The sequence below is a fragment of the Secundilactobacillus oryzae JCM 18671 genome (genome assembly GCF_000740055.1).
Lineage (GTDB): Bacteria > Bacillota > Bacilli > Lactobacillales > Lactobacillaceae > Secundilactobacillus > Secundilactobacillus oryzae.
In genome coordinates, this window is sequence record NZ_BBJM01000005.1 from 1 (window position 1) to 15,447 (window position 15,447).

Below are 15,447 nucleotides of genomic sequence, written 5' to 3' on the forward strand. Positions count from 1 at the left end.
GTTACTAGCGAATTGACTTCGCAAATGTTTGTTTTGGATTCAACCTAAGTTGAATCGCCCTGCACATTTGATTCGTCGAAACTTTGTTCAGTTTTCAAAGGTCTACAATGTCTCTCACAAGACAACTACTTAAATATACTACTTATTTTTATTCATGTCAACAACCTTTTTGAATAAAAATTCAATTGATATTTCTTAGCTGTTTGCTTCGTGACAACAGATAATAATATATCAAGTTCTGACGAAAATAGCAATACCTTGTACTCATATTTATCATTTTTTAATTTAGCCAACAAAAAAACACCTAATGACGAGTGGTCATTAGGTGTTTCATATTATGAATGATTAATCTTCTGGACGCATTGTTGGGAAGAGTAACACGTCACGGATGGTCGCAGCATCAGTCAACAGCATGACAAGTCGATCGATTCCGATACCTAATCCACCAGTAGGCGGCATCCCATATTCAAGAGCTTCAATAAAGTCTTCATCAATACCCTCTGCTTCATCATTACCAGCCTCACGTTCCTTGACTTGCGCTTCAAAACGTTCACGCTGATCAATTGGGTCGTTCAACTCAGTAAAGGCATTAGCATACTCATTACCAAGAATGTACAACTCAAAACGATCCGTAAATCTTGAATCGTCAGGATTCTTCTTAGCTAATGGTGAGATTTCTACTGGGTGACCATAGATAAATGTAGGTTGTTCCAGCTTATCTTGAACCAATTCTTCAAAGAATGCGTTAATAATGTGGCCAACGACCCAGTAATTTTCGTACTTAACACCGTGTTCATCAGCCAACTTCTTAGCATCTTCAACTGACATTTCTTGCCAGAAGTCAACACCAGTATATTCTTTAACGGCGTCTACCATATGAAGACGTTTGAATGAGTTACTCAAATCAACTTCAGTTCCCTGATAGTTGATTGTTCCTTCATCCGTAACAGCCTTTGCAGCCGCTTTAATGATACCTTCAGTTTCGTCCATGACGTCATTGAAGTCAAAGTAGGCCACGTATGACTCGAGCATTGTAAACTCAGGGTTATGATGCTTATCCATACCCTCATTACGGAATACTCGACCAATTTCGTAGACCCGTTCCATTCCACCAACAATGAGACGCTTTAGATAGAGCTCAAGCGCAATCCGCAAGTACAAATCAATGTCCAATGCGTTGTGGTGTGTTGTAAATGGACGCGCACTTGCTCCCCCAGCCTGAGTATGTAAAACAGGGGTTTCAACTTCAGTGAAATCAAGACCATCAAGGTAACTTCTAATTGCAGTGATAATCTTGCTCCGTTTTTGGAAGCGACTAAAGCTTTCTGGGTTAGAAATCAAATCTAAATAACGTTGACGATAGATTTGTTCCTTGTTTTGAAGACCATGGAACTTATCAGGCAATGGTCTGAGTGCCTTCGATAGGAAGGTTAATTTAGTAGCACGGATTGTTAATTCGCCCATATCTGTCTTGATGATGTCCCCTTCAATACCAAGGTGATCACCAATGTCAGAGCGCTTGAAGATGTGGTATGCATCTTCTCCCAGGATATCCTTCCGAACGTAAATCTGAATTCGGCCAGAGCGGTCCAGGATATCAGCAAATCCAACTTTTCCTTTACCACGTTTCGAAACCATTCGTCCCGCAATAATGGCAACTTTGCCACTTTCATTCAATGATTCTTTGTCTTCTTCAGCAAATTGGTCATGTAACTGCTGAGCTAAGTAAGTTCGCTCAAAGCGGTGACCAAAGGGATCAAGTCCCTCTTCACGGAGTTCATTCATCTTTTCGCGACGAACCCGCAGCTGATCATTCATTTGCTTTTCGTTTTTTTCAGCCAATCTTAACCCTCCATTATTTCATCATACTTAATCTATGATGATTAAATCCGCTTTAAATTGCAAGCTTATTTTGCAATTCGTTCCTCACGTTCACTACGCGTCTCGAGCTTTTCGATGAAACCATCAAAAATATCAATCATTTCTTGTTCTGTATCAGCATTGTTCAAGGCAGCTTTGGCCCGTGCTGAGTGTGAAATACCCTTAAGATAGTAAGCAGCTTGACCTCTAAATTCGCGAGGACCGGTCTTTTCGCCCTTAATTTCAACTAAACGGTGTAAATGTTCCTTAGCCGTTTCAACCTTCTTTTCAGGTGTTGGCTCAGGAATTAGTTCACCCGTTTCTAAATAGTGCTCAGTTTGGTGCAACATCCATGGATTTCCCATAGCAGCGCGGCCAATCATTGCAGCATCGGCACCAACGTATTCAATCATCTTTTTGGCGTCTTCTGGTGTAGTAATGTCACCATTCCCCATGAATGGAATCGTTAATTCACTAGCCACATCCTTCAGAATTTCCCAATCAGCTTGACCCGTGTACATTTGCTTCCGAGTCCGGCCGTGCATGGCAATGGCTGATGCACCTGCGCGTTCGGCTGCTAAAGCGTTGTCGACCGCAAAGATATGGTCACTATCCCAACCAGTTCTCATCTTGACCGTCACAGGCTTTTTAACGGCATCCGTCACGTAAGAAACCATTTCGTATACCTTGTTTGGATCAAGTAACCATCTGGCTCCAGCCTCAGTCTTAACGACTTTGTTAACTGGGCAACCCATGTTGATATCAATGATGTCAGCCGCCGTATTTTGATCAACGAACTTAGCAGCTTTAACTAGTGTTTCCTTAGTCCCACCAAAAATTTGGATGCTCATCGGATGTTCTTTGGCATCTACAAACATCATGCTTAGTGTTTTCTTGTTGCGGTACATAATTCCGCGGTCAGAAATCATCTCACATACAACTAACCCGGCACCAAATTCCTTACAAATCATTCGAAAAGCTGAGTTTGTTACCCCAGCCATTGGGGCCACAGCGATTTGGTTAGGAATCGTGACGTCTCCAATTTTCCATTCCATGTTCTTCACTCCATTTATTTAGATTCTTCTAGTAATTGTTTCAATTCTGCTTCACTAAAATCGTACTTTTTGCCACAAAAACGGCATACCGTCTCTGCATGATGATCCTCATCAATGATTTCCTGCAACTGAGCAGGATTGACACTACTAAGGGCCTTTGCAAACCGATCTTTCGAACAGTCACATTTGAAAGCTACTGGCTGTTTGTCTAGAATTTTAATTCGGTCTTCGCTAAAAATTAAATTGAGGATATCCTCTGGTTTCTGGCCGGCCATCAACAATTCTGAAACGATTGGAATCTGGCGTAACCGTTCTTCCAACTTTTCAATCGCCGTTTCATCTGCACCAGGCATAACCTGAATAAGAAAACCGCCGGCAACACTCACCGAGTTATCCGGTTCCACAAAAACGGAAACACCCACTGCAGAAGGAATTTGCTCTGATTGAGCCAAGTAGAACGTCAAATCGTCCCCAATCTCACCTGATGCTAATGGCACCTGCCCCGTGTAAGGCTCCTTCAAACCGAAGTCCTTAGTCACCGATAGAAAGCCCTCGTTTCCGACTGCCTTTCCCACGTCAATCTTGTGGTTTTTATTCAAAGGCAAACTGATGTGGGGATTTTGAATATAGCCCTTAACGGTACCATTTGCATTACCGTCAACGACGATCCCCCCAACTGGTCCACCACCATCAATTCGAACAGTCATTTTTTCTTCACCTTTTAAGACTGAGGACGATAATAGGAGCGTCCCAATCAGTGAACGACCTAACGCAGCCGAAGCAGCACTCCACGTATCGTGGCGTTGTTGCGCTTCTCTGACAAGGTCGGTAGCGTCCACTGCATACGCACGAAACTGCCCATCATCAATGATACTTTTCAGTAAATAATCGCTCATTGTTTCCTCCTAAAAAATTACATAAGTGTTTGTATTATAACAGGTTCTCTCCAAACCGGCTAATATTCTAAATGGCAAAAAATAAGTTGCCGCTGATAAACGCCACTTTAACAGTTTCAACGTGCCATCATGACAACAAAAAAAGATGCAACAAGCAGCTAGCTTGTGCATCTCCAAAATTGATTTATTATTCTTTATCAGAATCGTCCGGCTTCTGTTGCGTATCATCATCAGTTTGACTAGCAATTGTTTCACTAGCATCACCAGTTGAGTCCGCATCAGATTTGGCCTGATCTTCCAATTCTTGATGACGTTCAGCTTCCCGGCGTTCAAGCTCCTTCTTTGATTCCTCAAAGGTGGCTGCTTTTTCACTTGGGAATTCACTTTGATCGTCCTTTTCTGGCATCTTACCAGTCTTGAACAAACTAAGAATCTGCTTTTCATCAAGTGTTTCATACTTAAGCAAGGCTTCTGCAATAATCTTGTGTTGTTCACGGTGGGCTTCAATGATTTCACGCGCATTTTCGTGTGCTTCATTGATAATTCGACGTACTTCGGAATCGATGGTAGCTGCCGTTTCTTGTGAGTAGGCAGGACCTTGTCCGTAAGCAGCCCCAGCAAATGGCTGGCTGCCAGGACTTTCAAGTTGTACGGTCCCAAGCTTATCGCTCATCCCGTACTGCGTAACCATCGCTCTAGCAAGTTGAGTTGCTTGTTCAAAGTCATTTGAGGCGCCTGAAGATTCAGAATCGAAAATCAATTCTTCAGCTGTACGACCACCCATCAAACCGGCAATCTGCTCCATGGCATCCTTCTTGCTAAGCAACATTTGATCCTCACGTGGCAACATGATTGCGTAACCGCCGGCACGGCCACGTGGCACAATCGTAACCTTGTGCACAACACGAGCTTCATTAAGGACTAATCCAACAATTGTATGACCAGCTTCATGGTAAGCAACCGTGTTGCGTTCCTTCTTACTGATAACTCGATCACGCTTTGCGGGACCAGCAATGACACGATCCTCAGCTTCATCCAAATCAGCTGCATCAACGGCTGTCTTATTCCGACGAGCTGCTAACAGTGCGGCTTCATTCAACAAGTTTTCAAGATCGGCACCAACGAAACCTGGTGTTTGCTTGGCAATTTCTTTCAAATCAACATCGCCAGCAAGTGGCTTGTTCTTGGCATGAACTCGTAAAATGGCTTCACGACCTTTGACGTCTGGACGACCAACCAAGATCTTCCGGTCAAAACGACCTGGACGAAGTAAAGCAGGATCCAATACGTCAGAACGGTTAGTAGCTGCCATAACGATAACGCCTTCGTTACCCGTGAATCCATCCATTTCAACCAACAATTGGTTCAATGTTTGTTCACGTTCATCGTGGCCCCCACCCATTCCGGCACCACGTTGACGACCGACCGCATCAATTTCATCAATGAAGATAATCGATGGTGCGTTCTTCTTGGCTTGATCAAACAAGTCACGAACACGACTAGCACCGACACCGACGAACATTTCAACGAAGTCTGAACCAGAGATTGAGTAGAATGGTACACCAGCTTCACCGGCTACCGCTTTAGCAAGTAAGGTTTTACCAGTACCTGGAGGTCCCTCTAACAGAACACCTGATGGAATTCGCGCACCCAACGCATTGAATTTGCGTGGATCTTTCAAGAATTCAACGACTTCGACTAATTCTTGCTTCTCTTCCTCTTCACCAGCAACATCTGAGAAGCGGACTTTGTTGTCTTTGCTATCAGCAGGCTTAGCTTTGGTTTTACCAAAGTTCATCACCCGACCATTGCCGCCACCTTGTCCAGCTTGTCCCATCATCATGTAGAAGAAGAACACGAAGATTAAGAGTGGTAGAACGTAAACAAGAATGTTAACCCAGAAACCGCTTGATTCCTCAGGCTTTGTATTCATCTTAACGTTGTTGGATTTTGCAGCTTTGGTGATTTCAGCAACCGTGTCGTTATTCTGAAGCACTGATGTTGAGAACTTCGTTACCTTTGTTGAACTATTGGTACTCCCAATCGTAAATCCACTACTTGGCTTGACCTTTTGCGCTTCACGGTAAGTACCAGTAATCTTATACACGCCACCTGATGGCTGTACAGAGAAGTTCTTAATCTTGTTGCTATTTAGCTTTTGAATAAACTGACTCGTTTGGATATCTTGGCTTTGTGAATGCGAGTTATTACCTTGGAAGAAGTAAATCACACCCATGATCAGCAAGAAGACCACAATGTAAAACAGACTGTTCCTAAAAAGTCCATTTTTTCGGTTATTCATTTAGCGCCTCCTCAATCGCGTTCCGGTCACATTTGTGCGGAACAAAATGTAGGCCGAAGCCCCTGTAATTAAGATAAAGTCTATCACATTTGACTATGTTTGACTAATTATTTATTCTCGTAAATTGCCGGCTTCAAAACCCCGACATAAGGCAGGTTCCGGTACTGATTACGGTAGTCCAAACCGTATCCAACCACGAACTCGTTAGGGACAATGAACCCAACATAATCTGCTTTTGCCTCAACAACTCGACCAGATGGTTTATCTAACAACGTGCAAACCTTAATAGAGTTAACGTGACGTTCCTTGAGTAGATCCAACATGAACTTCAGTGAACGTCCACTGTCAATAATGTCCTCGACAATAATGATGTCACGGCCAGCCACATCGATACTTAAATCATGTTCCAGTTTCACTTCACCACTCGATTCCGTTCCACCGTGGTAACTGGATACGTCAATGAAATCCAATTCAGCTGAAATATCCATTTGTCTAATCACATCAGTCATGAAGAGTGCTGCACCTTTTAGAACCCCAACAATTAGGGGATTCTTATCTTTATACTCTTCCGCCATTTGTGTACCTAGTCGCTTACAAGCCTCTTGAATGTCCTGCACACTATAAAGTACTCTTTCGATGTCGTTATCCATTACGTTCCTCCAGGTTTTTTAATTTCAATTGGTAGTAAGTTGCATTCTGATCAGCCTCACGCCAGGCATTTTTACGATTAACTAATGCGAGAATCTCATTTTCCTGTGTGACAACCACTAAGTCTGACGCCCGTTGTGAATTAGGGACTTTCTGGTCGATCTGGATCCGTCGAACTAACTGGTGTCCTCCAGATTTGAGGGTTAACTGATCACCAGATTCAACCGGCCTAACCCATAACGGTAGTTCGGCATCTCGCAAAGAAACAGATAAAAATGTGTTTTCATCTGAATCCCCAGTGAACAAACCGATCTGTTGCGTCTCACTCACCAATTTCCAGTGATTTAAGTCTAGCACAGTTTTTTTATCAGTTCCCCTATTTTCTACCGAGTCTAGGCAGTTATTCAAGAAAAATGTCTCATATTGTTTAACAAACCGCCACTCATGGGTGAGATAAACCTCCCCCTGAGGCTTAGTTTTATTATGAATAAGCTGTAACACTTCCATTAAAGTAAGCTCACTCACCGATTCTTGCCCCTGTTGTAAATACCATCGAAGGAAAACTGCTTGTTGTGCATCAGGTAAATCGCAAAAAACTGGCAGATTAATACCGTCTTTGCCTTTGAGCTCTTGCGCCGTTTGTTCTGCCCAGTCAGCAACTACCATCTGTTGTTGAGCCAGTTGTTCCGAATACTGTTGGATGTGTAGCAAAAATTGCTCATTCTCTTGTTGTAGCAACGGCATCACGTGATGACGAATCCGGTTTCTTAGCGTTTCATCTTGCTCGTTGGTTGCATCTTCAAACCAGGTTAACTGTTGCGTTTTCGCAAACGCTCGTAAATCAGCTTTCGTGAATGATAGTAGGGGCCGGACGAGCTTACCCATTTCGAAATCTTGAACTGCCCTAATACCGATTAGCTGCTTCACGTCGCCTCCACGCAGCAGTTTCATCAAAATAGTTTCAGCCAAATCGTTTTCATGATGGGCCGTCATTAAAATAGCTGCCCGTTCTTCACGCATGACGCGTTTAAAAAAGGCATACCGAAATTGGCGAGCAGCAGCCTCAACGCCTGTGTCGGGATGATCGTTAATTGGCCAATCAGCCGTCCGCAAAGTTAAGTCCTCGTCCAGACAATAGTTTTCTAAAAACGCCTGCTCAGCATCACTTTCCGGCCGCAGTTTATGGTTTACGTAAGCCACAATCAACTTGGGGCGTAAAGATGCAGGGAGCTGTTTCAACAAGTGCAATAACACCATCGAATCAACACCAGTTGAAACAGCCACGACTACTTTGTCCTGGCTACGCAACCAGCCTTTTTGTTTAATCTGTTTTCGAAATTGTTTTTCTAAGTCCATGCTTTTCTCCATGAAATAAAAAACCGCGGATTCTCATCCACGGTCAATCGTCTTTAACTACGACGGCCGCCTCGGCCACCGCGTTTACCTTCAGTATTTCGTTTGAGTGTCGCCAAACGATCTTCACTATCCTTTAAGAACCCGGACATTAAGTCGTCAAAACTTTCCCTTGAATTGGAGGAGTGCTGGCTTGGCTTGTGACTGCTCGAACTATTGTGGAAGCCTCGATTATTATTTCGAGGGCCATCACTATGATAATTACTCTTGCTATGCAATCCAACCTTAGCCTGAGCCGGTTCGGCAGGCTTATCAACTGCTTTACGGATAGAAAGTCCAATCTTACCGTCGTCACCGATTGTTAAAACCTTAACAGTGACCTCATCGCCAACTGATAAGACGTCGTGGATATCTTTCACAAAGCCATCTGAAACTTCACTGATATGAACTAGGCCGGTTTTATGTTCGCCTAAGTCCACAAATGCTCCAAAGTTCGTGATTCCTGAAATTTTACCAGAAACCTTCGCTCCAACCTCAATTGCCATAAAAAAGAATTTCCTCCTTAAGATATGTACTATTAGTATAACATATTTTTAACAAGCTCAAAGTCAAATAAAACCAAAAGTTAATTTGCTTTGGCGCCTGCTAGTGGTCATTAGGAAAACTATAGACGGTTTCGCCAGTCTTAGTATAGAGGTATTTCGAGCGGATCAATTTTTCCATGTAGTCTTTGTTATGTAAGAGTTTGACTTCTTCTTTTAAATCAACATTGGTCTTCTTTTGCTTTGCGAGTTCTTTTTTTGACGTCACCAACTCTGTCTGCACCGAATTCAAATTAATCTTAGAGTAGATAATTTGAATACTAAAAACCAACACAAAGAAGAAAAACACGCCCAAGATAATCATGGCGCGTTTCTTACGCCGTTTGCTCATGTGCTGGCCCCCACCAGCAACAGTGGCAGTGGTTTCTCTAAAGCGTCTGATGTAGTCATTTTCAAGGTGTCTCACTTTTTGTTCCTTCATCATTCGAAACCTCCCTACAGTTTTCAATAATACGTCTAAAGTATACCAACTATTAAATAGCCTGTCCACGCTATCCCTCCACCTTTGTGCAATATTACGAAACAGTCTTCACAAGACTTGTTCCGTAATACTGAAAATCAACACCAAAACAAAAAGGTGCACCAGTATCGGCACACCTTTGTCCTACTCTTCACTAAAGTCGCGTTCGTAGCTTTCATTTAGAATCTTATACATCTTTTCTGCATCGTCTTTCTTCGTCGTCTCCAACAATTGCAGTACTTGAACTTCAAGCGTTTTGTTTCCAAACTTAATGACTAATTTGTCATTAGGAATAACGTCTGAGGACGACTTAGCCACTCTATCGTTGATTAGGATTCTACCCTTATCAGCAATTTCTTTAGCAACCGTCCGGCGTTTAATAATTCGAGATACTTTTAAGAATTTATCGAGTCTCATTTTTTACTTTCCTCCATGTGGCCGATACTTTTCCAGCCATGTTGATAAATACGGAATCGTTTGTAATTCTGTCTTTGTAAATAATTTTAACCAAATTGAAAGGCCAACGAAAACGAACGCACCTACTAAACTCTCCACTGCAACGAGCACTAACGCTTGTCCACGGCTGAATGTAGTGAAATGGCACAATACCATTGTAGTATGTTTAGCAATCAAGACACCACCAACCATGCCAACCAAAGCGACCACTAGTTTTCCAACAAACCACCAGTTAGCAGTGTTCGCGACGATATGCTTCACTTCACCACCATACATCACGAATAGCATGCAGACAAGCGCGAGATTAGTCATCACGGCCGCCCCAATCACACCAAACTGAGCAACCGCAACACTATTCAACAGGCTCTTTATCACCAAACCACTAATCACTGCGACGGCGACCCGGCGTTGTTGATTGAGGCTTTGCAAAATACTATTTTTCATGGTAATCAAGGCCATCAACCAAACGTTTAACAGATAAAGACTGATTGCAATCGGTAACTTGGCATCCCCAAACAAAAAAGTATTCATTTCTGATAGCACACTGATTAAGCCAATTGAAATCGTCAACGCCAGTGCAAAGTTCAGCTTTTGAAAAAGGCGATTCAAATACTGGAATCGTTGATGTTCCCCCTTTTGAATGGTGGCCACCAACCCCGGCAGCAAAGTCGTCGACAGGGCTACAGAGAAAACCAATCCCAATTGAACCAATGTTTGCGCCCGATCATAAATTCCTTTGACGTTCTTAGCAGCGTCAAAACTGAGTCCGAACTGGCGTAAACCATCAACCACCGTTAGCGAATCAACGAGTTGCAGTAGAACGAGTACGGCTGCTACCAAACAAATAAGCAGCCCTTCTGATGCGAGTCGCTTTAGTAACTGCATGCTTGAAATCAAATGCTGTCTACTAACCTTCATGAACATCACGGGTAAAAACCGACGCCATAAAATCAGAATCGCCATTAATCCAGCAATTGTGGCACTAAACATGGCCAACGTCCCAATCTGATAAACGGACCAGCCCTTCTGCATCCCGTAGTAGGCCGCAAAGAGAATGACGCCCACCCGAACGACTTGCTCGGCCAACTGTGATTGACTAGTGGGTACCATATCAAGTTGACCCTGAAAGTAGCCGCGACTAACCGCCAAAAAAGGCACCAAAACGAACAGCCAAGTGGCAGCTCGAATTTCAGCGGTCAACCCGCCATCACCCATGACACTAGCCAACTGTGGTGCAAAAAGCTGCAGGCCAGCAAATAATCCCCACGCAACCACTAAAAGAATGCTGAAGAGGCGCCGAGCAACCATAATCCGTTCCGCTGGTTCGTCATACTCAGCAATCACTCGGGAGATGAAAACCGGTACACCACTGAGTGCCAAGGTCATCGCAATCCCATAAATGGGATAGACTTGTTGATAGACATAAAACCCTTCATTGCCCACCATGTTTTGAAAGGGAATTCGGTAAAAAGCGCTCAGTATTTTCACCAGTAGTGAAGTAACTGAGAGAATCACCGCCCCTTTTAAGATTGTCGATGTCGTTTTTGATTTCATATGAACCCTACTCATTCTTGCTATCGGTCAACACAATATCTTTCAACCCAACGGTAAAATCGACCAGTTGCTGCAACCAATCGGCTTCCTTCATGTTTGGCTGAATAATAAGTTTAACCGTCATCTTGTCGTTTGCTAATCCGACCGTGGCCTTCAACTTCGTGTGTGAGAGCGCCTTAAAGATATCTTCACCACTCACTAAGTTGCTTCCCTTCTTGGAAAGGTTCACGATAATCTGATCATCAATCCGTCTAATCTTTTCAATTAAGGCTTCATCCGCCTGCATCTTCAAATGACTAATCTCTAACAGGTTGGCGACCGCATCCGGATACTCACCAAATCGGTCGATTAAGTCATCTTCAATTTCGTGATAATCGGCTTCATCCGCCACTTGCCGAATGCGTTTATACATTTCGATTTTTTGTTGTTGATCGTCAATATAATCGCTTGGTAGATAGGCTTCAATGCCCAATTCAATTGTGGCATCTGACTTCGCCTGCTTTTGCTTCCCCTGTTTCTTGGCAACGGCATCAGCCAGCATTTGCGAGTAAAGGTCATACCCCACGGAATCAATGAATCCGTGTTGCTGTTTGCCTAACAAGGTACCAGCGCCTCGAATGGATAAATCGCGCATGGCAATCTTAAACCCGGAACCAAGCTCGGTGAAGTCTTTAATAGCCTCCAGCCGTTTTTCACTCACTTCGGTCAGCACCTTGTTAGGTTGATACATGAAGTACGCATAGGCGACTCGATTACTTCGACCCACACGACCACGCAGCTGATAAAGCTGCGAAAGACCCATGTGGTCAGCGTTTTCAACAAACAGCGTATTAACATTTGGCATATCCACACCCGTTTCAATAATAGTAGTAGTAACCAAAACGTCGTACTCGCCCTGAACGAAATCATAGAGGACCCCCTCTAACTGAGCCTCCGTCATCTTGCCGTGAATAAACGCTACTTCGGCATCCGGTACGAGTGCTTTGATCTGACTAACGGTCTTTTCAATATCACTCACTCGGTTATGCAGGTAAAAGACTTGACCGCCCCGTTTCATCTCACGATGAATACCATCTTGCAACGCACCGGCATTTTGCTCCATCACGTAAGTTTGGATGGGGAACCGGTTTGCGGGTGGTGTTTCAATGACTGACAGATCCCGAACCCCCAACATTGACATGTGTAATGTTCTGGGGATGGGCGTTGCGGTCAGCGTCAATACGTCGACGTTCGTTCGAATTTCTTTCAACCGCTCCTTATGCTTCACACCAAAGCGTTGCTCCTCATCGACCAACAACAAGCCTAAATCTTTGAATTTAACGTCTTTAGAAAGTAAACGATGAGTACCGACAACCATATCGATACTGCCATCCTCTAGTCCGGCGATGGTTTCGTGAACTTCCTTAGTCGTTTGGAATCGTGACAAAATCGCCGTTTGAATTGGATAGCCCTCAAACCGGTTCATCATCGTTTCGAAATGTTGTTGTGCCAGGATGGTAGTTGGTACCAAAAAGGCGACTTGTTTCCCAGCTTCAATCGCTTTAAATGCTGCTCGCAAGGCAACTTCAGTTTTTCCATAACCAACATCCCCAACAAGTAATCGATCCATCGGCCGTGTCCGTTCCATATCGCGTTTTATTTCATCAATACTACGTAACTGATCCGGCGTTTCTGAATACGGAAAATCATTATCAAATTGCTCTTGATAGCTGTCGTCCTTCGGAAAAGCAAAACCTTTTTCAGCTTCCCGTTTGGCGTAAAGTTCGACCAAATCATCCGCAATGTCTTCAATTTTAGAAGCCACTTTACTCTTGGTTTTCGCCCATTCTGAGCCACCCAATTTATTAATCTTAGGCTTTTTATCTTCGGACGAAACGAACTTTTGAATCAAATTAAGCTGAGTAACTGGAATAAAGATTTTAGCGTTATTTTGGTAATCAATGGTCATGTAGTCTTGGTGCACACCGTCAACTTCGAGCGTTTGCATACCTTCGAAGCGACCAATCCCATGATTAACATGAACCACGTAGTCGCCCGGCTTCAAATCCGTATAGCTCTTTAGCCGTTCCGCGTTTTCAAGGGTTTGTCTGCGTTTACGGCGCTTAGGCACCTTTTTAAACATTTCACTTTCAGTGACGACCACTAAACTGGCACTTGGCAATTCAAATCCCAATTGTAATTGGTCAGTGATGAGTTGAACGACACCAGCCTGAATATTATTCTGACCGGTCAAGGTTGCCTTGATTTTAAAATCCTGCAGTGTTGCAGCCACTTTATTTAACCGCATTTCATCTTTCACCATAATGACAACGGTCTGCTTAAGCTTTTGCCAACGGTCTAATTCGGCCTTCAAAAGTGGCATCTGTCCGAAAAATTGTTGCATTGCCCGCGTTTGCCAGGCTGTAATTTGGTTAAAGCGTAGATTCCCCATCCCTTTTTGGAACATCGCCAAGAAGAGCTCCGCGTGGGCATCCTGCCTGAACGTTTCTCTAAGTGGAATGGCAAATTGCTGGTCGATGAACACTTGCTGGTTAGCCAGCTTATCCGTTACCCAACTTGCCTCATCACTCTCTAGTTGCTGATTCGTGTCAGTAATTCGGGTGAAGTCATCTAATAAAACGACTCCATCCTCTGATAGATAATCCAAAACTGTGGTCGTTTGCTCGTACAGATAGTCTGCAAACACCAACAGTTCAGGGCTAGAACTTCCCTTTTCCAGCTCAGCAATCAGCGGCGTTACATTATTACTGAGTAATTCCTGTTGATCCTGAGATAGTTTTTCTGTCAACGCTTTGGCTAACACGTCCTGTAATCGTTTCGCTGCCGCCGGACGTTTGCCACTAGAAATGAGCAAATCCGTAGCCGGTAGCATTGTCACCGTTTCAATGTTTTCGATACTACGCTGAGTTGCCACATCAAACGTGCGCATAGAGTCCACTTCGGTATCAAAGAAATCGATCCGAATTGGATTTTCCTCGGTGAGTGGGTATACGTCCACGATGGAACCACGCACGGCAAAGTCACCAGGTGCGTCCACTAATTTCTGGTGCACGTATCCTAACTCACTGAGCTTGTGCTGAAGTTCGGTCAAATCCACATCTTGTCCGATTTTTAAGGTCATCACATTTTCCTGAAAATCTGCAGGACTTGGTAAATAGCGCCGTACGCCCGAAACTGCTGCCACTACCACAACTGGTTTGCCACTTGTCAGTGCCGCTAGCGTCTTAACCCGTTGTGCTCGAAAATCAGGTGAACTAGTTGCCACTTCAGCCGCTAACATTTCTTCGACAGGGAATTCAAATAACTGATCATCATCCAAAACGTTGCTTAGATCATCAACTAGTTGATCCGCGTGAAATAGCGTATCCGTTACAAATAGAATTGGACGCGACAAATCAGCCAGCATCGCTTTAATCATCAGCGTTCGTGCTGAGCCAGCCATCCCAGTTATCAATTGCCTACTATTCGGTTGTAATTGTGCACGAATTGCTTGGTACTCGTCCGTGCTGATCATTAATTCTTCGATGTTCACTCTGACTTCTCCTGTCCATAGCCTACTAATTAAACTGATTCATTAAGTCACTAAATGATTTGCCTGCTGTCCATTCTTCTAATGCGGTAACGGCTTCATCCATGCCCTGTTCAAAAAGTGGTGCTTGGTCCTTCGTAAATTTGCCTAAAACGTAATCGACCACACTACTCTTAGATGGGTGATCGACCCCAACACGAATCCGATTAAATTTATCAGTACCTAAGTGGGCAATCAAACTCCGAATACCATTATGTCCACCAGCCGAGCCCTTTTGACGTAACCGGATTTTGCTTAGGGGTAAGTCCATATCATCGTAAACGACAATCAAGTCGTCCAAATCCAAATCGTAGTAATCCATCAGCGGACCAACTGCCCGACCAGACTCATTCATGAACGTTGTTGGCTTCACTAAAAGTAATTTTTCACCATTTAAAAAGCCTTCCGCTAATTTGGCCTCCATTTTACGAGTTGTAAACGTTAAATCATTCTTTTCTGCAAATTGATCCACCGTCATAAATCCTGTGTTATGACGAGTTTGCTTATATTGTGGACCGATGTTGCCAAGTCCCACTATCATTTTCATGAATTAATTGCCACCTTTTTTAATTTAGCCATGCAAAAACGGCTGAACAAAAATTTTTGTCCAGCAATCATCGCTTCAAATGTTAGCAAATTATAGCACAATTCAGGAGGCTTTCCTAATGAGTGATTTCATGTTCATTTTTGCAC

General features: G+C 43.6%; 12 protein-coding genes. All 12 read right to left on the reverse strand.

Going from position 1 to position 15,447, the window contains the following annotated elements; translation table 11 throughout:
- Positions 1-345: 345 nt before the first annotated feature.
- Positions 346-1,818 (reverse strand): lysine--tRNA ligase, encoded by a 1,473-nt coding sequence (gene lysS / locus LOSG293_RS02165; protein WP_439950829.1) that lies wholly within the window; start codon positions 1,816-1,818, stop codon positions 346-348.
- A gap of 89 nt (positions 1,819-1,907) precedes the next feature.
- Positions 1,908-2,915 carry a tRNA dihydrouridine synthase DusB gene (gene dusB, locus LOSG293_RS02170; protein WP_034526494.1) on the reverse strand — a complete coding sequence of 336 codons (1,008 nt, stop codon included), beginning with the start codon at positions 2,913-2,915 and terminating at the stop codon, positions 1,908-1,910.
- Between the two features lie 14 nt (positions 2,916-2,929).
- Positions 2,930-3,811, reverse strand: coding sequence for an Hsp33 family molecular chaperone HslO (gene hslO / locus LOSG293_RS02175; protein ID WP_034526503.1), 882 nt, complete (start codon positions 3,809-3,811; stop codon positions 2,930-2,932).
- Positions 3,812-3,998: 187 nt separating this feature from the next.
- Entirely contained in the window at positions 3,999-6,113 is a 2,115-nt protein-coding gene (gene ftsH, locus LOSG293_RS02180) for an ATP-dependent zinc metalloprotease FtsH (RefSeq protein ID WP_034526505.1), read from the reverse strand.
- A gap of 107 nt (positions 6,114-6,220) precedes the next feature.
- Positions 6,221-6,763 carry a hypoxanthine phosphoribosyltransferase gene (hpt, locus tag LOSG293_RS02185; RefSeq protein ID WP_034526507.1) on the reverse strand — a complete coding sequence of 181 codons (543 nt, stop codon included), beginning with the start codon at positions 6,761-6,763 and terminating at the stop codon, positions 6,221-6,223.
- The gene (gene tilS, locus LOSG293_RS02190) at positions 6,756-8,117 is read right to left on the reverse strand and encodes a tRNA lysidine(34) synthetase TilS (RefSeq protein WP_034526509.1); all 1,362 of its coding nucleotides are present in this window, start codon (positions 8,115-8,117) and stop codon (positions 6,756-6,758) included. The genes hpt and tilS overlap by 8 nt, the downstream gene beginning before the upstream one ends.
- A gap of 53 nt (positions 8,118-8,170) precedes the next feature.
- Positions 8,171-8,659, reverse strand: coding sequence for a S1 domain-containing RNA-binding protein (locus tag LOSG293_RS02195; protein WP_034526511.1), 489 nt, complete (start codon positions 8,657-8,659; stop codon positions 8,171-8,173).
- Between the two features lie 100 nt (positions 8,660-8,759).
- Positions 8,760-9,140 carry a septum formation initiator family protein gene (locus LOSG293_RS02200; protein WP_081919864.1) on the reverse strand — a complete coding sequence of 127 codons (381 nt, stop codon included), beginning with the start codon at positions 9,138-9,140 and terminating at the stop codon, positions 8,760-8,762.
- Positions 9,141-9,320: 180 nt separating this feature from the next.
- The gene (locus tag LOSG293_RS02205) at positions 9,321-9,593 is read right to left on the reverse strand and encodes an RNA-binding S4 domain-containing protein (RefSeq protein ID WP_034526513.1); all 273 of its coding nucleotides are present in this window, start codon (positions 9,591-9,593) and stop codon (positions 9,321-9,323) included.
- Positions 9,594-9,596: 3 nt separating this feature from the next.
- Positions 9,597-11,186 (reverse strand): putative polysaccharide biosynthesis protein, encoded by a 1,590-nt coding sequence (locus LOSG293_RS02210; protein WP_034526516.1) that lies wholly within the window; start codon positions 11,184-11,186, stop codon positions 9,597-9,599.
- Between the two features lie 7 nt (positions 11,187-11,193).
- Entirely contained in the window at positions 11,194-14,718 is a 3,525-nt protein-coding gene (gene mfd / locus LOSG293_RS02215) for a transcription-repair coupling factor (protein WP_034526518.1), read from the reverse strand.
- Positions 14,719-14,743: 25 nt separating this feature from the next.
- Positions 14,744-15,301 carry an aminoacyl-tRNA hydrolase gene (gene pth / locus LOSG293_RS02220; protein WP_034526519.1) on the reverse strand — a complete coding sequence of 186 codons (558 nt, stop codon included), beginning with the start codon at positions 15,299-15,301 and terminating at the stop codon, positions 14,744-14,746.
- Positions 15,302-15,447 lie beyond the last annotated feature (146 nt).

Coding starts and splice junctions, on each gene's coding strand:
- tilS (WP_034526509.1), bottom strand. CDS start 8,117: ATGGACTTAGAAAAACAATTTCGAAAACAGATTAAACAAAAAGGCTGG.
- LOSG293_RS02195 (WP_034526511.1), bottom strand. CDS start 8,659: ATGGCAATTGAGGTTGGAGCGAAGGTTTCTGGTAAAATTTCAGGAATC.
- pth (WP_034526519.1), bottom strand. CDS start 15,301: ATGAAAATGATAGTGGGACTTGGCAACATCGGTCCACAATATAAGCAA.
- dusB (WP_034526494.1), bottom strand. CDS start 2,915: ATGGAATGGAAAATTGGAGACGTCACGATTCCTAACCAAATCGCTGTG.
- LOSG293_RS02205 (WP_034526513.1), bottom strand. CDS start 9,593: ATGAGACTCGATAAATTCTTAAAAGTATCTCGAATTATTAAACGCCGG.
- ftsH (WP_034526505.1), bottom strand. CDS start 6,113: ATGAATAACCGAAAAAATGGACTTTTTAGGAACAGTCTGTTTTACATT.
- LOSG293_RS02210 (WP_034526516.1), bottom strand. CDS start 11,186: ATGAAATCAAAAACGACATCGACAATCTTAAAAGGGGCGGTGATTCTC.
- LOSG293_RS02200 (WP_081919864.1), bottom strand. CDS start 9,140: ATGATGAAGGAACAAAAAGTGAGACACCTTGAAAATGACTACATCAGA.
- hslO (WP_034526503.1), bottom strand. CDS start 3,811: ATGAGCGATTATTTACTGAAAAGTATCATTGATGATGGGCAGTTTCGT.
- hpt (WP_034526507.1), bottom strand. CDS start 6,763: ATGGATAACGACATCGAAAGAGTACTTTATAGTGTGCAGGACATTCAA.
- lysS (WP_439950829.1), bottom strand. CDS start 1,818: ATGAATGATCAGCTGCGGGTTCGTCGCGAAAAGATGAATGAACTCCGT.